We start from the raw sequence: 25,295 nt of genomic DNA, 5'->3' as shown, positions 1-25,295 counted from the left end.
ATTTAACGTTTATGAGACATATTATTAACATCCTACAAGGAGAACAAAAGCCATGAGCCAAATACATAAACACGCTATTCCCGCAAACATTGCGGATCGTTGCCTGATAAATCCGGAGCAGTACGCAGAGAAATACCAGCAATCCGTTAACGAACCCGACACATTTTGGGGCGAGCAGGGAAAGATTCTTGATTGGATCAAGCCGTACAGCCAGGTGAAGAACACCTCCTTCGCACCAGGCAACGTGTCTATTAAATGGTACGAAGACGGCACCCTGAACCTGGCCGCAAACTGCCTTGACCGCCATCTGCAGGTAAACGGCGATCGTACCGCCATTATCTGGGAAGGCGATGACGCTACCCAAAGCAAAAACATTACCTATCGCGAGTTGCATCGCGATGTCTGCCGTTTCGCCAATACGCTACTGGATTTAGGCATTAAAAAAGGTGATGTGGTGGCCATTTATATGCCGATGGTGCCAGAGGCTGCGGTTGCCATGCTGGCCTGTGCCCGCATTGGGGCCGTGCATTCTGTCATCTTCGGTGGTTTCTCACCGGAAGCCGTCGCCGGACGTATTATCGACTCCAATTCACGCCTGGTGATCACCGCCGACGAAGGCGTACGCGCCGGGCGCGCTATCCCACTGAAAAAGAACGTGGATGATGCGCTGAAAAACCCAAACGTGAAAACCGTTGAACATGTGGTCGTCCTCAAACGTACCGGTGGTAAAACGGAGTGGCAGGAAGGCCGTGACCTGTGGTGGTCCGATCTTATCGAGAAAGCCAGCTCAGAACACCAACCGGAAGAGATGAACGCGGAAGATCCGCTGTTTATCCTGTATACCTCCGGTTCAACCGGCAAGCCGAAAGGCGTGCTGCACACTACCGGCGGGTATCTGGTCTACGCTGCAACCACCTTTAAGTACGTGTTTGATTACCATCAAGGCGATATCTATTGGTGCACCGCTGACGTGGGTTGGGTAACCGGACACAGCTACCTGCTGTACGGTCCGCTGGCCTGCGGCGCAACCACGCTGATGTTCGAAGGCGTACCAAACTGGCCAACGCCTGCGCGTATGTCACAGGTTGTGGACAAGCACCAGGTCAATATTCTGTATACCGCACCGACCGCCATTCGCGCACTGATGGCAGAAGGCGACAAAGCGATTGAAGGTACTGACCGTTCGTCGCTGCGTATCCTGGGTTCCGTTGGCGAGCCGATCAACCCGGAAGCGTGGGAGTGGTACTGGAAGAAGATCGGCAACGAAAAATGTCCGGTCGTCGATACCTGGTGGCAGACCGAAACCGGGGGATTCATGATCACCCCACTGCCGGGCGCTACCGAGCTGAAAGCCGGTTCTGCAACCCGTCCATTCTTTGGCGTACAGCCTGCGATTGTCGATAACGAAGGTAATCCACTGGAAGGCGCGACGGAAGGTAACCTGGTGATTACCGACTCGTGGCCAGGCCAGGCGAGAACGCTGTTTGGCGATCACGAACGCTTTGAGCAAACCTACTTCTCTACCTTCAAGAATATGTACTTCAGCGGCGACGGCGCGCGCCGTGACGAAGATGGCTATTACTGGATCACCGGACGTGTGGACGATGTGCTGAACGTCTCTGGCCACCGTCTGGGAACGGCTGAAATCGAATCAGCGCTGGTGTCGCATCCGAAGATTGCCGAAGCCGCGGTGGTGGGAATTCCGCATAATATTAAAGGCCAGGCGATCTACGCCTACGTCACGCTGAATCACGGTGAAGAGCCGTCACCTGAGTTGTACGCCGAGGTTCGCAACTGGGTGCGTAAAGAAATTGGCCCGCTGGCAACGCCAGACGTGCTGCACTGGACCGACTCACTGCCGAAAACCCGCTCCGGCAAAATCATGCGCCGCATCCTGCGCAAAATTGCGGCGGGCGATACCAGCAATCTGGGCGATACCTCGACCCTCGCCGATCCTGGCGTCGTGGAGAAACTGCTCGAAGAGAAGCAGGCCATCGCGATGCCATCATAACAAAGTCCTGAAAATGCCGGATGGCGACGCGAAAGCGTCTTATCCGGCCTACAAATCTGACCCTACCCTCTCTTCACCGGGAGGGAAATATAAAAAACCTCCCCCAAAGGATTTCGTGTTACAGGAAGGCGGCAAGCGAGCACATCCCCAAGAGCATAGTTCACTATGTGACTGGGGTGGGCGAGTGCGGCCAACGAACTTGTAGCACGAAAGACGCAGGGGGACCTCTGGAGAGCTCTGTGATGAATGACCAAATTTATCAGCGGATAGAAGACAGTGCGCGTTTCAGGGAGTTAGTAGAAAAACGGCAACGGTTTGCCACCATTCTGTCCATCATCATGCTGGCAGTTTATATCAGCTTTATATTATTGATTGCCTTTGCGCCGGGCTGGCTGGGTACTCCGCTACACGCGGGAACCAGCGTCACCCGCGGTATTCCGATTGGGGTCGGTGTGATCCTTATCTCCTTCATCCTGACCGGGATCTACATCTGGCGGGCAAACGGTGAATTCGATCGCCTGAACAATGCGGTTTTGCACGAGGTTAAAGCATCATGAAGAGAGTCCTGACGGCGCTTGCCGCCACGCTGCCCTTCGCCGCAAACGCGGCGGATGCTATTAGCGGTGCAGTCCAACGCCAGCCAACCAACTGGCAGGCGATTATCATGTTCCTGATTTTCGTCATCTTTACGCTCGGCATTACCTACTGGGCGTCAAAGCGCGTACGTTCGCGTAATGACTACTACACCGCTGGCGGTAACATCACCGGTTTCCAGAACGGGCTGGCGATTGCGGGCGACTATATGTCGGCGGCATCGTTCCTCGGGATTTCCGCGCTGGTCTTTACCTCCGGTTATGACGGGCTGATCTATTCACTCGGCTTCCTGGTCGGCTGGCCAATTATCCTGTTCCTGATTGCTGAGCGTTTGCGTAACCTGGGTCGTTACACCTTTGCAGACGTTGCGTCTTATCGTCTGAAGCAAGGGCCAATCCGTATTCTGTCCGCCTGTGGTTCCCTGGTGGTGGTTGCGCTGTATCTGATCGCGCAGATGGTTGGTGCAGGTAAGCTGATTGAGCTGCTGTTTGGTCTGAACTATCACATCGCTGTCGTACTGGTTGGCGTGCTGATGATGATGTACGTTTTGTTTGGCGGCATGTTGGCGACCACCTGGGTACAGATCATCAAAGCCGTACTGTTGCTGTTCGGTGCCAGCTTTATGGCCTTTATGGTGATGAAGCACGTCGGCTTTAGCTTCAATAATCTGTTCACCGAAGCGATGGCGGTACACCCGAAAGGTTCAGCCATTATGAGCCCGGGCGGGTTGGTAAAAGACCCAATCTCCGCACTGTCGTTAGGTCTCGGCCTGATGTTTGGTACGGCGGGCTTGCCGCACATCCTGATGCGCTTCTTCACGGTTAGCGATGCCCGTGAAGCACGTAAGAGCGTGTTCTACGCCACCGGTTTTATGGGTTATTTCTATATCCTGACCTTTATCATCGGCTTTGGCGCAATCATGCTGGTAGGTGCAAATCCGGCGTACAAAGATGCTGCGGGCGCGCTGATTGGCGGTAATAACATGGCGGCGGTTCACCTGGCGAATGCGGTGGGCGGTAACCTGTTCCTCGGCTTCATCTCAGCCGTGGCGTTTGCCACCATTCTGGCGGTGGTTGCCGGTCTGACGCTGGCGGGCGCATCGGCAGTGTCTCACGACCTGTACGCCAACGTGTTCCGCAAAGGCGCCACCGAACGTGAAGAGCTGCGGGTTTCGAAAATAACCGTGCTGGTGCTGGGCGTGATTGCCATCGTGCTCGGCGTGCTGTTCGAAAACCAGAACATCGCCTTCATGGTCGGCCTGGCGTTCGCCATCGCGGCGAGCTGTAACTTCCCCATCATTCTGCTCTCTATGTACTGGTCGAAACTGACCACGCGTGGCGCAATGTTGGGTGGCTGGTTAGGCCTGCTGACGGCAGTGGTGCTGATGATTCTTGGTCCAACGATTTGGGTCCAGATCCTCGGTCACGAAAAAGCCATTTTCCCGTATGAGTATCCGGCGCTGTTCTCCATCAGCGTAGCATTCCTCGGGATCTGGTTCTTCTCTGCCACCGACAACTCAGAAGAAGGCAACCGCGAACGCGAGCAGTTCCGTGCTCAGTTCATCCGTTCCCAGACCGGGTACGGCGTAGAACAAGGTCGCGCGCACTAACTTCCCTTCTCCTCCGGCTTTCGGGCCGGAGGATTACATCCTTTCTCAGAACATCAGCCTCGCCACCAGCGGTGCCACCAGCACCATTACCACGCCGGAAAGCATCATCACCAGGCTGGCAACGACCCCTTCCTGCTGACCGAGTTCATAAGAGCGTGCCGTGCCTGCGCCGTGCGATGCTGCGCCAAATCCTGCGCCTTTCGCCATCCCTTCACGAATGGAAAGCCGTAAAAACAGCACATCGCCGACCGCCATACCAAATACGCCGGTCACCACCACGAACAATGCCACCAGGTCCGGCTGCCCGCCCAACGGTTCTGCCGCCGCCAGCGCAAACGGTGTGGTGACGGAGCGCACCGCCAGACTACGTTGGATCTCATCAGGCAACATAAACAGGCGCGCCAGCCATACGGAACTGGTGACGGCCACCAGCGTTGCCGTTACCACGCCCGCCGTCAGCGACATCCAGTGACGCTTAATCACGGCAAGGTTGTCATACACCGGAACGGCAAAGGCGATGGTCGCCGGGCCTAACAGCCACAGCAACCAGTGCGATTCACCAATATAGTTTTGCCAGGAGATATGGCCGAAAACCAGCATCAGCACCAGCAGGGCCGGGGTGAGAACTAATGGCATCAGGGGTAATTTACGAAAACGGCGATACAGACGCTTATTGGCAAAGTAGATACCCAGCGTAATCACCAGACACAATACGCTTAGCTGGAAATTACTCACGGTTTAGCCTGCGCATTTCATAGCGATACACTTTATCCACCACCCACGCCGTTGCGCCGAGCACCATCAGCGTACTGATCGCAATCACGGCAAATATACGCCAGCCATCAACCAGCAACAGCTGCGTGTAGTTCACAACGGCGACCACCGCCGGAACAAAAAACAGCAGCATTTCAGCCAGTAACCAGCGAGCACCTGCGCGAATCCAGTTCAGCGGGATAACCCGGCAGACAATTAACGCCAGCATCAGCACCATCCCGACCAGGTTGGCAGGAAGCGGTAGATGCAGCCAGGAGACAAGATATTGAGCAAATACAAAGAGACCTGCATACAACAGAACCTGAACGGGGATCTGGAGTCGATGAATAACGGCAGGCGTCACGCGGCTTATCGCCACAGCCATGAGGGTATGTCCTTAAAAAATAGAGAGCGCCAGTATAGAGAGCCCCCGTCCAGGACTGAAATGAATTAAACTCATTGCAGGCATAGTCTTAAGGAATAATCATGGATATCAGAACGCTGCGATATTTTGTTGAGGTAGTTCGTCAGCAGAGCTTTACCCGCGCAGCGGAGAAGCTTTTTGTCACCCAGCCCACCATCAGTAAGATGTTGAAGAACCTTGAAGACGAGCTTAACTGCACGCTGTTAATCCGCGACGGTCGGCGACTGCTGTTAACCGACACCGGGCAGGTCGTTTTCGAACGCGGCCTGGCAATCCTTGCCGAGTTTCGCCAGCTTGAAGCGGAACTCAGTGACATTAATCACCTCAACAAGGGCGTGCTGCGCCTCGGTATCCCGCCCATGGTGGGGATGTTAATGGCCGGGCCGATCGGCCTGTTTCGCCAGCGCTATCCCGGCGTGGAGCTGAAGGTCTCTGAATTTGGCGGCTTAACCGTTCAGCAGGCGGTAATGAACGGTGACCTGGATGTCGCGATGACCGCGCTGCCGGTTGAAGAAGAGAGCGGTCTGGCAACCTTACCGCTTTTTAGCCATCCACTCTGTGTGCTGGTTCCTCGCTCCGGCCAGTGGACAACGTGCGAATCTATTCCCCCCGAGGCGCTGGCGGAACATCCGCTGCTTATCTACAACGAAGATTTCGCGTTGAGCCGCCAATTGCTTGAGCTGTTTAGCCAACACAACGTCAAACCCCGCATCGCGGTGCGCAGCGGGCAGTGGGATTTTCTGGCGGCAATGGTACAAGCCGGGATCGGGATTGCCATTTTACCGGAGCCGATTTGCCAGCGGCTGGATAAGCAAACGTTGCGCTGGATCCCTCTGGAGAGTGACTTACGCTGGCAGTTGGGCATGATTTGGCGCGAAGGCGTGTATCTGTCGCACAGCGCCCAGGCGTGGCTCAAATGCTGTGAAGGGTTTTGGCTACCGCAAGCGTCGTAAAATGCCGGATGCGGCTAACGCCTTATCCGGCCTACATCGGTATGCCGGTGTTGTAGGCCTGATAAGCGTAGCGCATCAGGCACGTTCACCCGCATTAAAATCCATGATTTCACCTGCCCAATCTTGCGGGTACAAACCGTGCCTCACATCACGATGAAATGTTGAAAAAGGCCAATCCTGTACCTGTTTTACCCAGGCGTGCTTCACAGGGTTAATGTAAATATAATCAACATGCTGGCGATAATCATGTTCATCACGGATGGTGTGCTCCCAAAAGCGAGATTGCCAGATATGTCGGGAAGACAATGAGTGGGTGAAATGCTTCTTAATTTCCCGCCAGCGAGAGGAATAATCCGCATCATTGCCAGGTAACGTCCATATACAATGCATATGCTCGGGTAAAACGACCCACGCATTGATGCGAAAAGGCCTAACCTTTTTGACCGCAGCGATTGCACACCGAAGCGCGTGAATGTTGGCAGTCAGAAGATGGCTTCGACGGTCCTGCAGATTTACCGTAAAAAACCAGGTTCCCCCATTGATGTAATTTCGTCGATAGTTGGACATGTTTCCCCCTTTCCTCAACCGTATGGAGAAAAGAGGGAATCGACAAGAGGGATGGATTCGTTCAGGAAAGCCACTCACAAATTACACGATGAATAATTTCTTGCAGCCAGTTGCGCGGCATTTGGCCCACCTTTCGCCGGATGCGGCTAAAGCCTTATCCGGCCTACATCGCTATTGCCGGTTTTGTAGGCCTGATAAGCGTAGCGCATCAGGCACACCCTTCGCCGGATGCGGCTAGCGCCTTATCCGGCCTACATCACTATTGCCGGTCTTGTAGGCCTGATAAGCGTAGCGCATCAGGCACACCTTTCGCCGGATGCGGCTAGCGCCTTATCCGGCCTACATCGCTATTGCCGATCTTGTTGGCCTGATAAGCGTAGCGCATCAGGCACACCCTTCGCCGGATGCGGCTAACGCCTTATTCGGCATACATCGGTATGCCGGTCTTGTAGGCCGCATCAGGCACTACCGTTTACTGATTCTCAATCAACAGCGCTTCCAGCAAATCCAGGTCGTGCAGTAGTTTTTGCAGCGTTTCATTGCTGATTTCACGCGTGGCGCGCAGGTGATAAAGCTCCGCGCGTTCTGAACGCAGCGCTGCCAGGCGGAAACGTCGCTCGAGGTTTTCTTCCTGCATCGAGCTTTCCACATCGTTGCGCCCGTCGGCGCGTCGACGCAGGTTACCAATCACGCGTGAACTCACCTCGGTGAGCAACTGGTTATCGATGTTCTCTTCGGTGTCCGCGGCCAGTCGCTCCTCCATTTTCTGGATCGCGACAATCGCCACTTCTGCCGTGGCGGCGCGGGCAATACGTTCCTCTTTCTGCTGCTGCGAGTGGTCTGCCACTTCCAGATGTTGTAGCAGAATCGGCAGCATCACCACGCCAACAAACAACGAGAACAGGATCACGCCTGCGGCAAGGAAGATCAGCTCATATCGCGCCGGGAAGCCGCTACCGTCCGGTAACAACAGAGGAATGGAGAGTACACCGGCGAGGGTAATGGCCCCGCGTACACCGGCAAAAGAGGCGATCATGATTTCACGCGTCGTCCAGGATCCAAACTCCATCGGTTTTTTCTTCAGGAAGCGCAGACTGAACTTTTTCATGGTCCACAGCCAGCCAAAACGCACCAGCATTAGCGCCACGTAAATCAGCACGACATCGGTAAACAGCATCCAGATTTCAACATTCGGATCGGCCTCGGCAGCCGCCAAAGAAGACTCCAGAATCCCCGGTAACTGTAGCCCTAACAGCAAGAAGACCATGCCGTTAAACACAAACTCCAGCATCGCCCAGGTACTGTTAGCACGTAAACGCATCGCCAGCGGCGCGCGGCGCATCACCCCGGAACGGGTGATCGTCATCCCGGCAGCGACCGCCGCGAGGATACCGGAAACGCCGATATGTTCCGCAATCAGGTAAGATGCAAACGGCAGCAGGAACAGCAGGACTATTTGCGTTGCCGGCTCGTCACCGCCCCAGCGGCTGAGGAAGCGCAGGGAGCGGCCGTACAGCCAACTGACGACAAAACCAGCCAGGATGCCGCCAATCGCCACTTTGAAGAACTCAAGCGTTGCGCCACCAACGGTGAATACCATTGTCCCCATCGCCACGGCGACGGCAAACTTCAGAGAGACCAGACCGGAGGCGTCGTTCATCAACGCTTCGCCCTGCAGGATACCCATGATTTTCTTCGGTATACGTCCCTCTCCCACAATGCCGGAAAGTGCGACGGCATCGGTTGGCGATAGCACAGCAGCCAACGCAAAGGCTGGGATGAGAGGGATCCCCGGCACCAGCCAGTAAATCATAAATCCAATGCCGACCACCGTGACCAGCACCAGCGCCAGTGCCAGGCCGAAAATTTCTCGCCCGTGCTCGAGAAACTCACGCGTTGGTGTCTTCCAGCCATCGGCAAAGAGCAGCGGCGGGATGAACAGAACCAGGAACAGCTCAGGATCGAATTCCACATGCAAACCAAACGTCGGCCACGCCAGCAAGGCGCCGATGGCGATCTGCATAAGGGGTAAAGGAAGTTGGAAGGGCAATACGCGAGTAAATACCCCCGACAGCGAGACCACAAGGGTCATGATGAGTATGGTGAAAAAGATTTCCATGCGTTCCCTGTTTGCGATGTTTCTTATGATTGCTAATGAGAGGCGTCGTGCCTCAATTCTATCTAATTGAGAGTAACGCAAAAGACAACGAGTGTGTTCTGAAAATGAAAACGGGCGGCCAAAGCCACCCGTTTTTAGGATCGTCAGGAAATCAGAATCAGATAGCCCAACCGCCGGCGTAGAAGGCCACCAGCGCGATGGCGATCACCACGGTGCCGATGTTCAGTTTGCGCCATTCACCAGAAACGATGCGGCCAATTACCAGGGTAGCAAAGCCAATCATGATGCCGGTAACGATGTTACAGGTCAGCACGATAAATACGGCCGTAACCAGTCCTGCCATTGCGTCGACAAAGTCAGCAAAGTCGATTTTCGCGACGTTGCTCAGCATCAACAGACCCACATACATCAGCGCAGGTGCCGTTGCGTACACAGGTACAAGATAAGAGAGCGGAGAGAGGAACAGGATCAGCAGGAACAGTACGCCAACGGTGATCGCTGTCAGGCCAGTTTTACCGCCTGCCGCCGTACCCGCTGCGGATTCAATGTAAACCGCCGCCGGAGCTGCACCCACCAGACCAGAGAACACGCTGCTCAGGGAGTCAGTGGTCAGCGCTTTGCCACCGTCGATAATCTGTCCGTCTTTATCCAGCAGATTCGCCTGTCCGGCTACCGCGCGGATGGTTCCGGTTGCATCGAAGACAGCGGTCATGACCAGCGCCAGCACGCTCGGCAGGACAATCGGGTTCAGTGCACCCATGATATCCAGGCTGCCGATCAGCGAGTTGCCGTTTTCATCACTCAGAGACGGCATGGCAAAAATGCCGGAGAAATGCACGGCCGGGTCGAAAATCAGACCAACCACGGAAATACCGATAATGGTCAGCAGAATGCCACCCGGTACTTTCAGTTTTTCGAGGCCAATAATCACCGCCAGACCAATTAACGACATAATGACCGGGAAGGTATCGAAGTCACCCAGCGCAACCGGCAGGCCGTCCAGCGGGTTCTTAATTACCAGACCGACACCGTTTGCCGCAATCAGCAGCAGGAACAGGCCGATACCAATCCCCGTACCATGCGCAACGCCCTGCGGCAGATTGCGCAGGATCCAGCTACGGATACCGGTCGCGGAAATGATGGTAAACAGGACACCCATCAGGAACACCGCACCCAGCGCAACGGGCACGCTAATATGTTGGCCCAGCACCAGGCTGAATGCGGTAAATGCGGTCAGAGAAATGGCGCAACCAATTGCCAGCGGCAGGTTTGCCCACAGGCCCATCACAATAGAACCGACGCCCGCGACCAGACAGGTCGCCACAAATACAGCAGCAGGTGGGAACCCGGCTTTACCCAGCATCCCCGGAACCACGATAACGGAGTAGACCATGGCCAGGAAGGTCGTTAATCCGGCAACGACTTCCTGACGAACGGTACTGCCGCGGAGCGAAATTTTAAACCAGGCGTCGAGTGAACCGCCGGTACGCGCTGAAGGCGTAGACATAGAAAACATCCCCTGAGAGTTTATTTTTTCGTCATTATGCGTGCTGGACAATCCACTGCCTGCTAAACGTTTTCTCCATGTGCCAGGTTTGCGTCAATAGGGGTGTCGCAAAAAAGCAAACGTTTAGCTCCGCGCATAAAAAACGGGTGGTAAAAAAAAGCAAACGATTATCTAGCGATCATACGCTGGTTTTCAACTGAACTTTGCCGCTTTTTACTCATTTCTTCTTATAACGCGCAAGAAATAACCAGTCGATGCGCAAACGTTATCGTCAATGCGCAATTTGGCAACAAATTTCGCGGAGTTATTACAACATCGGCGTGTTTATTTCGCGCAACTCGCGCAAGAAAACAGGTGAAGATGCGTAAAATTTTTTGGCTAAAAAATCACCATTTCACTGGCAAATGGAGGGAGGTGGCTTACACTTACATTATCAACACAGGCCGGAACCTCCCCTAATGTGCTCGACTGAGGGGTGTTGATGTCGGGGGAAACCCTCCCGTGAACCAGCGGGATAGAGTGAAAGACAAAGACCGGAACCAAACTAAAGCGCCCTCTGTGGCGCTTTAGTTTTATATCCTTCATACCCGTCACATATTTTAAACCAATTAATCATCTTCCAGCAGGCGCGCTCCGGTCCCCTGCTCGCCAAGCTGATCGCCAGGGTTACGCAACGGGCAATCGCTACGTGACAAGCATCCGCAACCAATACACCCATCCAGCTCATCGCGTAGCGCCACCAAAGTATGGATGCGTCGGTCCAGTTCTTCACGCCATTGCGAAGAGAGCTGCTTCCACTCTTTGGCACTAAGCGAATGCCCCTCAGGTAATACACCTAACGCGTCACCGATCGTGGCCAGCGGGATCCCGATGCGTTGAGCAATCTTGATTATCGCGACGTAACGCAACACATCACGTTTGTATCGCCGCTGATTGCCGCTGTTGCGCATGCTACTGATTAACCCTTTGCTTTCATAGAAATGCAGGGTCGATACCGCCACGCCGCTACGTTTGGCGACTTCACCTGGTGTGAGCAGCGCTTTTATCCGGGGTAATTTCTTTTCCATAAATCGCTTTACCTCAAGTTAACTTGAGGAATTATACTCGCCCACAGACAAAACGACGAATCGAATACTGAGAAAGAGGCAGCCCTATGTCCCATCAGCAGATTATTCAGACCCTTATTGAATGGATTGATGAACATATCGATCAACCGCTCAACATTGAGGCGGTGGCGAAAAAATCAGGTTACTCGAAGTGGTATTTACAAAGAATGTTCCGCACGGTGACGCGCCAGACCTTGGGTGACTACATCCGCCAGCGTCGACTTTTGCTGGCCGCCGTTGAACTACGGACAACTGAGCGACCTATTTTTGATATCGCGATGGATCTTGGTTATGTGTCGCAACAAACCTTCTCGCGTGTGTTTCGCCGCGAATTTGATCGTACTCCCAGCGACTACCGCCATCGTCTGTAAGATTATTGCCCGCTCTGCGTCAGTATGGCGGGCGACCGTTGTATCCAGTGCATGAACTCCTGCGGCGGCAGCGCCTTCGCAAAATACCAGCCCTGACAATACTGTACGCCGCGTTCAAGCAGCCATTCGATTTGCTCCTTCGTTTCCACCCCTTCCGCAATCGTCTTCAGGTGTAAGCTTTGTGCCATCTCAATAATATGTTCGGCAATCAAGTGACTGGTGCTGTTAGTGGACAACGTGCTAATAAACGATTTGTCGATCTTCAGGATATCGACATTCAGCGCTGACAAATTATGCAGATTGGAATATCCCGTGCCAAAATCATCAAATGCCACTTCATAACCCGCTTTGCGGAACGCCTGGATTACGGGGGTCATTTTATGTACATCTATGAACCCACGCTCGGTCACTTCGACTTTAATTTGCTGGGCCGCCACGGAGTACTCACGATTTTTGTCGTTAATCAGAGCAATCAATCGGGATGAATGAAAGTCAGAAGCGGAAAGGTTAATCGATATAGAAAGCTGAGGATGCGCCGAAAGAAAATACCCCAAATCGTTGAACACCTCTTCAACGACATAATCCGTGATCCGCTCAATCATTCCCTCTTTTTCAGCCAGTGGAATAAACTCCGTCGGGCTCATCACCTCACCTTTACAGCCCGGCCAGCGCAGCAGAGCTTCAGCACCAACACATTGCCCATTCTTAATATCAATGATCGGCTGGTAATGCAGGCAAAGCTGACGTTTTTTGATCGCGCGTTTTAATAAGCGCCGGGGAGATAAGTATTCCTGGCGCGTGCGCCACCACATTAGCAGTATCAGGATGCTGCAGATAATCCCGAAGGGAATGGTTAATGCCGCCTCGTGATAGAAAATCTGACTTACGCGGTTGTCTGAGGTCGACACAATAATCGCAATTGGACGTTTTTCTGAATGCACGATGGTGTAGAAGCGATCGTCTTGTTGAAAGGTCGAGGCTTCACCGCGTATGAGCGGCGCGAATTGCGCAATATTTGCCGCTTCACTAGCAGAGAAAAACGTATCTGTTACTGTGTCATACACGCCCCAGGAGAGATCCGGATCATCTGACATGACTTCGCTGTAGGACAATGGATTGATGACTGCGACGTAGTTTCCGCGTTGCATGTACGTCATTCTGTAGCCAGCGAAAAAAGGGGTATCGCGGTAGTAATAGATGGCGATATCCGGCGTACGTTTATAATCGGCTGTCGGCATAATATAAGTAACAGGCGGCGCCATCGACGTAGAGCACAAAAAGTGATCGCCCTGCGCATAAATTAGCTCACTGATATATAAACGACCGCGAATAATATTTAGCATACTTTTCTGATGTGCCGGGGTACACATCTTACCCTGATACAACTGGGCCATATCACGCGCCAAATCAGCTTGTAGGATCACCAATTCTGTTTTATTTAACACCAGTTGAGCAAAAGAGCGGAGTTGGCTATGGGTTTCGGTCATCGCCCGGATGTGCGCAAACCATATCGCCAGCACCACGGGGAACAATACCACCATGAATGTTCCCAGGAACTTCAGCATCTTGCGTCGCGCACTGTGATTCATGTCAGCCCTATTTCCCTGTTTCGTATATGCCAGAACCCATCAAGGCAGGATGCTATAAACACCGACTGATTAAGTTGCATGAATCTATCAGTATTAGCAACAGACTTCTCTATGTAAAAGTCTGATAATAGTTGATGATGATATTATTTTTCCGTAAGGCAAACTTAAAGTTATGCTTATTTCATAACGTTATTATCCCCACGGAGTAATTTTTTATGAGCATTATCCTGGCTGCATTTAAGAAATTCATTAAATTTTTTTAACGTTTAATTTAGGATAAATATAACAAGTAGATTAAATGTATGTTTAAAAGATGGTTATTTATTATCAACTCTTCATTAAACAAAACCACACACTTAGGGTGGTTATAAGCCTGCAAAAATAACGGCCAATACTGGTGAACAAACGACCAGATGTGATATAGTTCACAAAAATCATGTAACAGAAACAATGTTTCATTCATGTTATTGCCCGTCGAGAGCCAGAGTACTACACCCTCGGTGAACACCCCCGCGCTGTCATGGGCATCAAGACTTTCTGAGGACGTTTTTCATGGCGACAATAACAACTGGCGTGGTTCTTCTGCGGTGGCAACTACTCAGCGCGGTGCTGATGTTTTTAGCCAGTACGCTCAATATCCGTTTTCGTAAATCAGATTATATTGGCCTGGCCGTCATTAGCAGCGGTTTGGGGCTGGTTTTTGCCTGCTGGTTTGCGACTGGATTGCTCGGCATAACCCTGGTGGATATGTCCGCTATCTGGAAGAACATTGAAACCGTAATGGTTGACGTGATGAGCCACACACCGCCAGATTGGCCTATGGTGTTGAACTGATAACAAAATTGCATATGGCTACCCCAGTCTTGAGGTAGCCATTATTTTCAGCGTAGCGCAGTGGGATTAGAACGGAATATCGTCGTCGAAATCCATCGGCGGCTCGTTAGACGGCGCTGCCGGAGCTGACTGTTGCGGACGAGACTGCGCGCCGCCGCTGAACTGGTTACCACCCTGCGGCTGCTGAGGTTGACCCCAACCGCCCTGCTGCTGACCGCCACCTGCCGGAGCACCACCACCCTGACGACCACCCAGCATTTGCATGGTGCCGCCAACGTTAACCACAACTTCTGTGGTGTACTTTTCTACGCCGGACTGATCGGTCCATTTGCGGGTACGCAGCTGACCTTCGATATAGACCTGAGAACCTTTACGCAGATATTCGCTGGCCACTTCCGCCAGTTTGCCGAACAGCACAACACGGTGCCATTCAGTCTGCTCTTTCATTTCACCGGTCGCTTTATCACGCCAGGATTCGGAAGTAGCCAGCGTAATGTTGGCAACTGCGCCACCATTCGGCATATAGCGTACTTCCGGGTCCTGGCCCAGATTACCGACGAGAATCACCTTGTTTACGCCTCTGCTGGCCATGATCGTGTCTCCTGAAAAACGTTACTGAATAAGTGTAAGCGCGGGATTGTAGCATTTCCAATAGCGCTTTTACTACGTTGCGAAGTTGATTCCAGTAAACAACCCCAGCCAGACATTGTTGCACAGACGTCTGCGTTTTGCATTCCAATACTGTATATCCATTCAGGTCAGGTTGTGTCATAATTAACCGTTTGTGATCGCCGGTAGCACCATGCAGCCAGGCAAAAAAGCGTTTAATCCGGGAAAGATGAATGGATAAGATCGAAGTTCGGGGCGCCCGCACCCATAATCTCAAAAACATCAACCTCGTCATCCCGCGCGACAAGCTGATTGTCGTCACCGGGCTTTCGGGCTCAGGCAAATCTTCGCTCGCTTTCGACACCTTATATGCCGAAGGGCAGCGTCGTTACGTTGAATCCCTTTCCGCGTACGCGCGTCAATTTCTGTCGCTGATGGAAAAACCGGACGTCGACCACATTGAGGGGCTCTCTCCTGCCATCTCAATTGAACAAAAATCGACGTCCCATAACCCGCGATCCACGGTAGGTACAATTACCGAAATTCACGACTATCTCCGTCTGCTGTTTGCCCGCGTTGGCGAGCCGCGCTGTCCGGATCACGACGTTCCCCTGGCAGCGCAGACCGTAAGCCAGATGGTGGATAACGTCCTGTCGCAGCCGGAAGGTAAGCGTCTGATGCTGCTGGCGCCGGTGATCAAAGAGCGTAAAGGCGAGCACACCAAAACGCTGGAAAACCTGGCAGGCCAGGGCTATATCCGCGCCCGTATCGACGGAGAAGTCTGTGACCTTTCCGATCCGCCCAAGCTTGAGCTGCAAAAGAAACACACCATTGAAGTGGTGATTGACCGCTTTAAAGTCCGTGACGATCTCACCCAACGACTGGCGGAATCCTTTGAAACCGCGCTGGAACTGTCCGGCGGTACGGCGGTCGTTGCCGATATGGACGACCCGAAAGCAGAGGAGCTGCTGTTCTCCGCCAACTTCGCCTGCCCTATCTGCGGCTATAGCATGCGCGAACTGGAACCGCGGCTGTTCTCGTTTAACAACCCGGCGGGCGCGTGTCCAACCTGTGACGGTCTCGGCGTGCAGCAATATTTCGATCCTGATCGGGTGATCCAAAACCCGGAACTGTCGCTGGCCGGTGGTGCTATCCGCGGTTGGGATCGCCGTAACTTCTATTACTTCCAGATGCTTAAGTCTCTGGCGGAACACTATAAATTCGACGTTGAAGCCCCGTGGGCCAGCCTGAACCCTGCCGTGCATAAAGTGGTACTGTACGGTTCCGGTAAAGAGAATATCGAATTTAAATACATGAACGATCGTGGTGATACGTCCGTACGTCGCCATCCGTTCGAAGGCGTATTGCACAATATGGAGCGCCGCTATAAAGAGACGGAATCCAGCGCAGTACGTGAAGAATTAGCCAAGTTCATCAGTAACCGTCCTTGCGCCAGCTGTGAAGGGACGCGTTTACGCCGGGAAGCCCGTCACGTATTTGTTGAAAATACGCCGCTGCCTGCGATTTCTGACATGAGCATCGGTCATGCAATGGATTTCTTCAACAATCTGAAGCTCGCAGGTCAGCGGGCGAAGATTGCCGAGAAAATTCTTAAAGAGATTGGCGATCGTCTGAAGTTCCTGGTCAACGTCGGCCTCAACTACCTGACGCTATCGCGGTCGGCGGAAACACTCTCCGGCGGTGAGGCCCAGCGTATTCGCCTGGCAAGCCAGATCGGCGCGGGTCTGGTCGGTGTAATGTACGTACTGGATGAGCCGTCTATTGGCCTGCACCAGCGCGATAACGAACGTCTGCTGGGTACGCTTATCCACCTGCGTAATCTGGGTAATACCGTTATTGTGGTCGAGCACGATGAAGACGCGATTCGCGCCGCTGACCACGTTATCGATATCGGCCCGGGCGCGGGTGTTCACGGCGGTCAGGTCGTCGCCGAAGGGACACTCGACGACATCATGGCAGTGCCTGAGTCGCTGACCGGCCAGTACATGAGCGGTAAACGCAAGATTGAAGTGCCTAAACAGCGCGTTGCGGCTGACCCAGAGAAAGTGCTGAAGCTCACCGGCGCACGCGGTAACAACCTGAAAGATGTCACCCTGACGCTGCCGGTAGGTTTATTTACCTGCATTACCGGTGTTTCCGGTTCGGGTAAATCGACGCTGATTAACGACACACTGTTCCCGATTGCACAGACGGCGCTGAACGGTGCGACGCTGGCTGAACCTGCGCCGTATCGCGACGTTCAGGGCCTGGAGCATTTCGACAAAGTGATCGACATTGACCAAAGCCCGATTGGCCGTACGCCGCGCTCTAACCCGGCAACCTACACCGGCGTATTTACGCCAGTGCGCGAACTGTTTGCCGGTGTACCGGAGTCACGCGCACGCGGTTACACGCCTGGGCGTTTCAGCTTTAACGTCCGTGGCGGACGCTGTGAAGCCTGTCAGGGCGACGGCGTGATCAAAGTCGAAATGCACTTCCTGCCGGATATCTACGTGCCGTGCGATCAGTGCAAAGGCAAGCGCTATAACCGCGAAACGTTAGAAATTAAGTACAAAGGCAAGACTATCCACGAAGTGCTGGATATGACGATTGAAGAAGCACGTGAGTTCTTCGATGCCGTTCCGGCGCTGGCACGTAAGCTGCAAACGCTGATGGACGTTGGCCTGACGTACATTCGACTGGGTCAGTCCGCTACCACGCTCTCAGGCGGTGAAGCACAGCGCGTGAAGCTGGCGCGCGAGCTGTCCAAACGCGGTACCGGGCAAACGCTGTATATTCTCGATGAGCCGACCACCGGTCTGCATTTTGCGGATATTCAGCAACTGTTGGACGTGCTGCATCAACTCCGGGATCAGGGCAACACCATCGTGGTGATTGAGCACAATCTGGACGTGATTAAGACCGCAGACTGGATTGTCGATCTCGGTCCGGAAGGCGGCAGCGGCGGCGGCGAAATCCTTGTCTCCGGCACACCAGAAACGGTCGCTGAGTGTGAAGCCTCACACACGGCCCGCTTCCTCAAACCGCTGTTGTAATTACGCTACGCTTATCAGGCCTACGAAACTACAGATCAGGTATAAAGCTTGTCGGCCGGATAAGGCGCTTGCGCCGCATCCGGCAACCGTTGTGCCTGATGGCACTGCGCTTATCAGCACCTACGAAACTACAGAATACGCATAAAGCCTGTAGGCCGGATAAGGCGCTTGCGCCGCATCCGGCAACCGTTGTGCCTGATGGCGCTGCGCTTATCAGACCTACGAAACTACAGAATACGCATAAAGCCTGTAGGCCGGATAAGGCGCTTACACCGCATCCGGCTACGGTTGTGCCTGATGGCGCTGCGCTTATCAGGCCTACGAAACTACAGACCGGGCATAAAGCCTGTAGGCCGGATAAGGCGCTTGCGCCGCATCCGGCAACAGTTGTGCCTGATGGCACTGCGCTTATCAGCACCTACGAAACTACAGAATACGCATAAAGCCTGTAGGCCGGATAAGGCGCTTGCGCCGCATCCGGCAACCGTTGTGCCTGATGGCGCTGCGCTTATCAGACCTACGAAACTACAGAATACGCATAAAGCCTGTAGGCCGGATAAGGCGCTTACACCGCATCCGGCTACGGTTGTGCCTGATGGCGCTGCGCTTATCAGGCCTACGAAACTACAGACCGGGCATAAAGCCTGTAGGCCGGATAAGGCGCTTGCGCCGCATCCGGCGAAACGGATCAGGGCTGCGTCAGTATCCGGCGTTTATCTTCCGGCAACGTGTTCACAGCCTGCTGATAAGAGGCGTCGACCAGATAATAAATCTGTGAATCCGGCAGCGAGCCGTCCAGATACACCGTACTCCAGTGCGCCTTATTGAGATGCCTGCTTGGCCGAACATCGCTATGCTGCTGGCGCAACAGTTCTGCCAGTTCAGGGCTGGTTTTCAGAGACACCGCCGGGCGTTCTTCCACCTCTTTTACCATGGCAAAAAGCACATCTTCGACTTTGATTTGCGTGGCCTTCCAGTCACTGTGAACGCTCTGCTCCGCGCCCGTTTTTGCCATGCAGTATTGCAGCAACTCCGAATTCGTCATCTTTATTCCCCTTACCAGCATATTGCCTCATGAGAACATCTTTTATTCAGTGTGCAGCAAGTCCGCAAAAGGTAAAAGCCAGCAATGTAAATTTGTTTAAAAAAACAGCAATCCGCAGCCAGCGTCCTCAATATTCCGAGTTGACAATCACCTCTTCACCAAACGCACCGGCCTGTGGCAGCGGCTTATAAGTGGAGTTAGAGGCGCGCAAAATGCGAATACCGCGAATACCCACGTCGCGAGCGGCGGTAATGTCATTATCGGAGTCACCGTAGAACATGCGGATATTTTTATCCTGCAGCCACTGCGTTTTGGTGTTCTGACCCGGCTTGTCGCCGGCAAAAATGACCGGATTCATATTTCCAGCTGGGATGTGAAAGTTATCAGACAACGTTTTCGACACCGTTTCAGTCTTCGTCTGGCTACGCCCGGTCACGAAAAAGATGCTGTCACCGCGACGCACGTGCATATCAATCAGTTGGCGCGCGACTTCTTTTGGAATACTAAACTCGTCCCAGCCATTGTTCATTTTTTCCCAGAAGGCCGGATTCTTCAGGTAATCCTCACTGTCCGGAGAATACGTTTTTTTACCGCGCCAGAAGCCAGGGCTGGAAAAGAGGACGGTGTCATCAATATCAAACCCGACGGCCATCGGTGGACGTCCGGTCAGACTGTTTTCAATTTGTGCCACGGAGACCCAGTGAATGGGTGCCTGCTCAGCGAGTTTTGCAACGTTAGTGCCTGGATTGAGCTGAGAGGGAGAAGAAACGAGTGCCTGGGCTGGCTGATTTAGCGTGAACAATAAACAAACGGCACTCAGTGCCAACGTAAACTTGCGCATATTTTTCCCTAAGTAGTCAGTTAGTTATCATTTTTTTATTAACAACTGGTCAAAAAACTATCTGACCTTACCCCTTAGGGGGAGGGAAAGGAAGGATTTTCTCTGGTTTTGTCCTGGAAAAGGAGCACGATCACATTGGAAAACAGGCCTGATGGCGCGACGCTTATCAGGCCTGCAAAGTCGATTACATGACGGCGGCAAATGCCTTCGCCACGCGCTGCACGTTACCGTGATTCAACCCGGCCACGCACATGCGACCGCTGGCGATCAGGTATACACCGAACTCATCGCGCAGACGATCAACCTGGGCTGCGCTAAGCCCGGTATAGCTGAACATCCCGCGCTGTTGCAGCAGGTAGTCAAAGTTACGGCCTGGGATCTCCGTATTCAATACGTTAACCAACTCCTGGCGCATCACCAGAATGCGGGTACGCATCTCTTCAACTTCCGCCAGCCAACTGGCTTTCAGCGCGTCATCACCCAGTACCGCGGCAACTACCTGCGCACCAAAGTTTGGCGGGCTGGAGTAGTTCCGACGCACCGTCGCTTTTAGCTGCCCCAGCACGCGGCTAGAGGCTTCAGCGTCTTCACATACCACTGACAGTCCGCCGACACGCTCGCCGTATAAGGAGAAAATCTTCGAGAATGAGTTACTGACCAGAGCAGGCAATCCGGCGCTGGCAATGGCGCGAATCGCATAGGCGTCGTCTTCCATTCCACCACCAAAGCCCTGGTAAGCAATGTCCAGGAACGGAATCAGATCACGTGCTTTCAGGATCTCAATAACGCTATCCCACTGCGCAGGCGTTAAATCCGCCCCTGTCGGGTTATGGCAGCACGGATGTAGCAGCACGATGCTGCGCGCCGGTAGGGTATTCAGCGTTGCCAGCAGGTCGTTGAAACGCACGCCGTTGGTCGTGTCGTCATACCATGGGTAAGTGCTTACTTCGAATCCGGCACCTTCAAAAATCGCGATATGGTTTTCCCAGGTCGGAGCGCTGACCCACACGCCAGAATCAGGGAAATAACGTTTCAGGAAGTCTGCGCCAACCTTTAACGCACCGGAGCCGCCCAGCGTCTGAATGGTTGCGACGCGCTGCTGCTGGAGAACCGGATGTTCTGCGCCAAACAGCAGCGGCGCAATAGTATGGCGATACGTGTTCAGACCTTCCATCGGCAGATACAGCGAAGCGCCATGCGGTTTGGCATTGAAGCGGGCTTCCGCTTCCGCCACAGCTTTAAGCTGAGGAATAATGCCGTCTTCGTTGTAATACAGGCCGATACTGAGATTCACTTTGTCGCTACGTGAATCTTCTTTGAAGCGCTCCATGAGCGATAAGATCGGGTCGCCGGCGTAGGCGTCAACTTTTTGAAACACGTGTGGTTCTCCGGGTTTACAGGCAGGGGTTACGAACACAATAAACCGGAAGTGGGAGAAGATCGAGAGGATGTTGAGAGGAATATTGCCGGAAGGCGGCGTAACCACCTGTCCGGCACATCATGCTGCTAATCGATATACTTCATCGCTACCCTTGAGGTCAGGCGCGTAATAAGTTCGTAAGCACTTACTTTCGTCATTTCAGCAATGCGTTCAACGGGCAAGCCCTCGCCCCACAGAATCACCGAATCGCCGGCTTTATCCTGCGCTTCGGGGCCTAAATCGACGCAGATCATATCCATCGCAACGCGACCGACGATTGGCACTTCACGGCCATTGACCAGCACCGGTGTTCCAGACGGCGCCGCACGCGGGTAACCATCACCATACCCCATCGCCACCACGCCTAAACGCGTGTCGCGCTCGCTCTGCCAGGTACCGCCATAGCCGACCGGTTCGCCCGCTTTGTGCTCACGCACCGCAATCAGGCTGGAGGTTAGCGACATTACCGGCTGGCAGCCAAAATCAGCGCCGATAGAGTGGTTTTCCAGCGGTGATACACCGTACAGAATCAGCCCCGGACGCGCCCAGTCGAAGTGAGACTGCGGCCACAGCAAAATACCACCCGACGCGGCAATCGAACGCTGCCCCGGTTTGCCTTCACAAAAACTGTTGAAGATATCGAGCTGTTTTTCGGTCGCGCCACACTCAGGCTCGTCCGCGCGAGCAAAGTGGCTGACGATATTGACCGGCTGGCGCACGTTTTCACACTGTGTTAAGCGCTGATAAAACGCCTCGGCCTGCTCAGGGCGTACGCCCAGTCGATGCATACCCGTGTCGAGCTTCATCCAGACGGTAACGGGTTCAGCCAGTTTAGCGGCTTCCAGGGCTTCGAGCTGCTCCTGGTTGTGGACGGCAGTATGCAGGCGCTGCGCGGAAATAGTCGGCAGATCGGAGGCATCAAAAAATCCCTCCAGCAGCAGGATGGGCTGCGTGATCCCTCCCGCTCGCAAGCGCAGGGCTTCTTCAAGACGAGCGACACCAAAAGCGTCCGCATCGGGGAGCGTTCGCGCGGTCTCTAACAGACCATGGCCGTAGGCGTTCGCTTTCACAACCGCAACCAGTTTGCTGGCTGGAGCCAGTTCACGCAGACGTTGCAGGTTGTGTCGCAGAGCGCGGCGGTTAATAACTACAGTTGCCGCTTGCATTTGTATTCCTTAGAAATTACTCATCGTCATATTGAGGACCGGCATAGTTGTCAAAGCGCGACCACTGTCCGTTAAACGTCAGGCGAACCGTTCCGATCGGGCCGTTACGTTGCTTACCAATAATGATTTCTGCGATCCCTTTCAGGTCGCTGTTTTCGTGATAAACCTCATCACGATAGATAAACATGATTAAGTCGGCATCCTGCTCGATGGAGCCAGACTCACGCAGATCCGAGTTGACCGGACGCTTGTCGGCACGTTGTTCCAGAGAGCGGTTAAGCTGCGACAGCGCCACCACCGGCACATGCAGTTCTTTCGCTAACGCTTTCAGCGAGCGGGAGATTTCTGCAATTTCCAGCGTACGGTTGTCGGAGAGCGACGGTACGCGCATCAGTTGCAGGTAGTCGATCATGATAAGTCCGATACCGCCATGTTCACGGGCGATACGACGGGCACGCGAGCGCACTTCCGTAGGCGTCAGGCCGGAGGAGTCATCAATATAGATGTTTCGTTTCTCCAGCAAAATACCCATTGTTCCGGAAATTCGCGCCCAGTCTTCATCATCCAGTTGACCGGTACGAATTTTGGTTTGGTCTACGCGTGAGAGCGAGGCCAGGGAACGCATCATGATCTGTTCTGAGGGCATTTCAAGACTAAAGATAAGAACCGGCTTATCCTGCAACATCGCCGCATTTTCGACGAGGTTCATTGCAAATGTCGTTTTACCCATCGACGGACGCGCGGCGACGATAATTAAGTCTGACGGCTGCAAACCAGCCGTCTTTTTATTGAGGTCGTCATAACCGGTGTTCACCCCGGTGACGCCGTCGTGCGGTTGCTGGAACAGCTGCTCGATACGCGCGACGGTGGCGTCGAGCACGTCAGTAATATTTTTCGGGCCTTCGTCTTTATTAGCGCGGCTTTCCGCGATTTTAAAGACACGGGATTCTGCAAGGTCCAACAGATCTTCACTGGAGCGTCCTTGCGGATCAAAACCGGCTTCCGCGATTTCGTTTGCAACTGAAATCATGTCACGAACAACGGCGCGTTCGCGGACGATATCCGCATAAGCGCTAATGTTCGCCGCACTTGGCGTGTTTTTCGACAACTCAGCCAGGTAAGCAAAACCGCCGACGCTGTCCAGTTGTCCCTGAACTTCCAGCGACTCAGCCAGCGTGATCAGATCGATGGGTTTTCCCATCTCCTGCAGGCGATGCATTTCCGTGAAGATATGCCGGTGCGGACGGGTATAAAAATCTTCCGCCACCACACGCTCGGCGACATCGTCCCAGCGTTCGTTATCCAGCATTAAACCGCCCAACACCGACTGTTCCGCTTCAATCGAGTGCGGCGGTACTTTCAGCCCGGCGACCTGGGGATCGCGCTCACGAGCATCAGTCTGTTGTTTGTTGAAGGGTTTATTTCCTGCCATAGTGAATGGAGTTACCGAGATAATGATTGGGTCGAAAGATTACCACATTTCTTTTGGAGGAAGCATGGCAACACGTATTGAATTTCACAAGCATGGTGGCCCTGATGTACTCAAGGCGGTGGAGTTTACGCCCGTAGACCCGGCGGAAAACGAAATCCAGGTCGAGAACAAAGCGATTGGGATCAACTATATCGACACCTACATCCGCAGTGGTCTTTATCCGCCGCCATCTCTGCCCAGCGGTCTGGGTACCGAAGCTGCCGGCGTAGTCAGCAAAGTTGGCAGCAAAGTAACACACATTAAAGCTGGCGATCGCGTGGTGTACGCCCAGTCTGCTCTTGGCGCCTACAGCTCAGTGCATAACGTTCCGGCCGATAAAGCCGCCATCCTGCCTAACGCTATCTCGTTTGAACAAGCTGCCGCCTCGTTTCTTAAAGGGCTAACCGTTTTTTATCTGTTACGTAAAACCTATGAAATTCAACCTGATGAGCCGTTTTTGTTCCATGCGGCTGCGGGCGGCGTCGGCATGATTGCCTGCCAGTGGGCAAAAGCCTTGGGTGCGAAACTGATAGGTACCGTCGGCAGTGCGCAAAAAGCGCAAATTGCATTGCAGGCTGGCGCATGGCAGGCCATTAACTATCGTGAAGAGAGCATTGTTGAGCGAGTGAAAGAGGTAACTGGCGGTAAAAAAGTGCGGGTGGTGTATGACTCGGTGGGGAAAGATACCTGGGAAGCCTCGCTGGATTGTTTGCAGCGCCGGGGATTAATGGTCAGCTTTGGTAATGCTTCCGGGCCGGTGACCGGCGTGAACTTAGGCATTCTGAACCAGAAAGGTTCGCTCTACGTGACCCGTCCTTCTCTACAGGGTTACATCACCAATCACCGCGAATTAACCGAAGCCAGCAATGAGCTTTTCTCGCTGATTGCCAGCGGAGTGATCAAAGTGGATGTCGCACCTGGTCAGACGTTCGCACTGCACGATGCACAGCGTGCTCATGAAGTACTGGAAAGCCGGGCCACGCAGGGATCGAGTTTGCTGATTCCGTAACGCCATCATTTTCCCCTAAATAATTCAAGCTCCAGGAAGGCGGCAATGGAATGAATCCCCAGGAGCTTACTGGAGTAAGTGACTGGGGTGAATGAAAGCAGCCAACACACCTGGAGTTTGAATTATGACGGGGAAAGAAAGAATTAGGGCTTCCCGCAGGAAGCCCTTTCTTTTTTTAGTTCGGCTGTATGTAGGGTACAGCTCGATGAATTCGTTAACCTGGCAATAGTGACAGATTTGA

Annotated in this window: 21 protein-coding genes; 8 read left to right on the top strand and 13 right to left on the bottom strand. The window is 53.5% G+C overall.

The window, feature by feature from the left end:
• Positions 1-52: 52 nt before the first annotated feature.
• From acs to actP, 3 genes are all read left to right on the top strand, one after another.
• On the top strand, positions 53-2,011 hold the full coding sequence (gene acs / locus OGY68_RS10835) for an acetate--CoA ligase (protein ID WP_057068915.1): 1,959 nt from the start codon (positions 53-55) through the stop codon (positions 2,009-2,011).
• A gap of 242 nt (positions 2,012-2,253) precedes the next feature.
• Complete coding sequence (locus OGY68_RS10830; RefSeq protein WP_003031750.1) at positions 2,254-2,568, top strand: DUF485 domain-containing protein; 315 nt, start codon at positions 2,254-2,256, stop codon at positions 2,566-2,568.
• A complete protein-coding gene (actP, locus tag OGY68_RS10825; RefSeq protein ID WP_008786931.1) occupies positions 2,565-4,214 on the top strand; it encodes a cation/acetate symporter ActP in 1,650 nt (549 codons plus the stop codon). The genes OGY68_RS10830 and actP overlap by 4 nt, the downstream gene beginning before the upstream one ends.
• 45 nt (positions 4,215-4,259) lie before the next feature.
• Here the strand turns inward: actP and OGY68_RS10820 are convergent, their stop codons facing one another.
• Together OGY68_RS10820 and OGY68_RS10815 are read right to left on the bottom strand one after the other, a co-directional pair.
• On the bottom strand, positions 4,260-4,949 hold the full coding sequence (locus OGY68_RS10820; RefSeq protein WP_003031745.1) for an LrgB family protein: 690 nt from the start codon (positions 4,947-4,949) through the stop codon (positions 4,260-4,262).
• The gene (locus tag OGY68_RS10815; RefSeq protein WP_003826638.1) at positions 4,942-5,352 is read right to left on the bottom strand and encodes a CidA/LrgA family protein; all 411 of its coding nucleotides are present in this window, start codon (positions 5,350-5,352) and stop codon (positions 4,942-4,944) included. Before OGY68_RS10815 ends, OGY68_RS10820 begins: the two co-directional genes overlap by 8 nt.
• Positions 5,353-5,453: 101 nt before the next feature.
• Between OGY68_RS10815 and OGY68_RS10810 the strand changes: the two genes are divergently transcribed.
• The gene (locus OGY68_RS10810; RefSeq protein WP_057068913.1) at positions 5,454-6,344 is read left to right on the top strand and encodes a LysR family transcriptional regulator; all 891 of its coding nucleotides are present in this window, start codon (positions 5,454-5,456) and stop codon (positions 6,342-6,344) included.
• A gap of 75 nt (positions 6,345-6,419) precedes the next feature.
• Here OGY68_RS10810 and OGY68_RS10805 read toward each other — a convergent pair whose 3' ends face one another.
• From OGY68_RS10805 to soxR, 4 genes are all read right to left on the bottom strand, one after another.
• Entirely contained in the window at positions 6,420-6,911 is a 492-nt protein-coding gene (locus OGY68_RS10805; RefSeq protein ID WP_057068910.1) for an REP-associated tyrosine transposase, read from the bottom strand.
• Between the two features lie 472 nt (positions 6,912-7,383).
• On the bottom strand, positions 7,384-9,030 hold the full coding sequence (locus OGY68_RS10800; RefSeq protein ID WP_003826634.1) for a Na+/H+ antiporter: 1,647 nt from the start codon (positions 9,028-9,030) through the stop codon (positions 7,384-7,386).
• A gap of 157 nt (positions 9,031-9,187) precedes the next feature.
• Positions 9,188-10,537 (bottom strand): guanine/hypoxanthine transporter GhxP, encoded by a 1,350-nt coding sequence (gene ghxP / locus OGY68_RS10795; RefSeq protein ID WP_003826632.1) that lies wholly within the window; start codon positions 10,535-10,537, stop codon positions 9,188-9,190.
• A gap of 608 nt (positions 10,538-11,145) precedes the next feature.
• Positions 11,146-11,604 carry a redox-sensitive transcriptional activator SoxR gene (gene soxR / locus OGY68_RS10790; RefSeq protein ID WP_003826630.1) on the bottom strand — a complete coding sequence of 153 codons (459 nt, stop codon included), beginning with the start codon at positions 11,602-11,604 and terminating at the stop codon, positions 11,146-11,148.
• An 86-nt stretch (positions 11,605-11,690) separates the two neighbouring features.
• Between soxR and soxS the strand changes: the two genes are divergently transcribed.
• The gene (gene soxS, locus OGY68_RS10785) at positions 11,691-12,014 is read left to right on the top strand and encodes a superoxide response transcriptional regulator SoxS (protein WP_003031731.1); all 324 of its coding nucleotides are present in this window, start codon (positions 11,691-11,693) and stop codon (positions 12,012-12,014) included.
• Between the two features lie 2 nt (positions 12,015-12,016).
• Here the strand turns inward: soxS and pdeC are convergent, their stop codons facing one another.
• On the bottom strand, positions 12,017-13,603 hold the full coding sequence (gene pdeC, locus OGY68_RS10780; protein WP_048236344.1) for a cyclic di-3',5'-guanosine monophosphate phosphodiesterase PdeC: 1,587 nt from the start codon (positions 13,601-13,603) through the stop codon (positions 12,017-12,019).
• Positions 13,604-14,155: 552 nt separating this feature from the next.
• On the opposite strand from pdeC, the gene OGY68_RS10775 reads away from it, so the two are divergent.
• Positions 14,156-14,437: a YjcB family protein gene (locus OGY68_RS10775; protein WP_003826625.1), complete on the top strand. Its 282-nt coding sequence runs from the start codon at positions 14,156-14,158 to the stop codon at positions 14,435-14,437.
• 66 nt (positions 14,438-14,503) lie between these two features.
• Here the strand turns inward: OGY68_RS10775 and ssb1 are convergent, their stop codons facing one another.
• A complete protein-coding gene (ssb1, locus tag OGY68_RS10770; protein ID WP_003826621.1) occupies positions 14,504-15,028 on the bottom strand; it encodes a single-stranded DNA-binding protein SSB1 in 525 nt (174 codons plus the stop codon).
• A gap of 251 nt (positions 15,029-15,279) precedes the next feature.
• Here ssb1 and uvrA point away from each other — a divergent pair, with 251 nt between their 5' ends.
• Positions 15,280-18,102 (top strand): excinuclease ABC subunit UvrA, encoded by a 2,823-nt coding sequence (gene uvrA / locus OGY68_RS10765; protein ID WP_003826619.1) that lies wholly within the window; start codon positions 15,280-15,282, stop codon positions 18,100-18,102.
• A 688-nt stretch (positions 18,103-18,790) separates the two neighbouring features.
• Here the strand turns inward: uvrA and OGY68_RS10760 are convergent.
• From OGY68_RS10760 to dnaB, 5 genes are all read right to left on the bottom strand, one after another.
• Complete coding sequence (locus OGY68_RS10760; protein WP_008786927.1) at positions 18,791-19,147, bottom strand: MmcQ/YjbR family DNA-binding protein; 357 nt, start codon at positions 19,145-19,147, stop codon at positions 18,791-18,793.
• Between the two features lie 127 nt (positions 19,148-19,274).
• Complete coding sequence (gene aphA, locus OGY68_RS10755) at positions 19,275-19,988, bottom strand: acid phosphatase AphA (protein ID WP_003826615.1); 714 nt, start codon at positions 19,986-19,988, stop codon at positions 19,275-19,277.
• A 184-nt stretch (positions 19,989-20,172) separates the two neighbouring features.
• Positions 20,173-21,366: an aromatic amino acid transaminase gene (tyrB, locus tag OGY68_RS10750; protein WP_286617059.1), complete on the bottom strand. Its 1,194-nt coding sequence runs from the start codon at positions 21,364-21,366 to the stop codon at positions 20,173-20,175.
• A 128-nt stretch (positions 21,367-21,494) separates the two neighbouring features.
• Positions 21,495-22,574 carry an alanine racemase gene (gene alr, locus OGY68_RS10745; protein ID WP_008786925.1) on the bottom strand — a complete coding sequence of 360 codons (1,080 nt, stop codon included), beginning with the start codon at positions 22,572-22,574 and terminating at the stop codon, positions 21,495-21,497.
• A gap of 16 nt (positions 22,575-22,590) precedes the next feature.
• Positions 22,591-24,006: a replicative DNA helicase gene (dnaB, locus tag OGY68_RS10740; RefSeq protein ID WP_003826610.1), complete on the bottom strand. Its 1,416-nt coding sequence runs from the start codon at positions 24,004-24,006 to the stop codon at positions 22,591-22,593.
• Positions 24,007-24,070: 64 nt separating this feature from the next.
• Between dnaB and OGY68_RS10735 the strand changes: the two genes are divergently transcribed.
• Positions 24,071-25,054 (top strand): quinone oxidoreductase, encoded by a 984-nt coding sequence (locus OGY68_RS10735; protein WP_057068691.1) that lies wholly within the window; start codon positions 24,071-24,073, stop codon positions 25,052-25,054.
• The last annotated feature ends 241 nt before the right edge of the window (positions 25,055-25,295 follow it).

Origin of the sequence: Citrobacter sp. Cpo065, assembly GCF_030332805.1 — a bacterium.
Taxonomy (GTDB): domain Bacteria; phylum Pseudomonadota; class Gammaproteobacteria; order Enterobacterales; family Enterobacteriaceae; genus Citrobacter; species Citrobacter portucalensis.
Note: the sequence above shows the minus strand (reverse complement) of the source record. Positions and strands in the feature narration are given on the sequence as shown.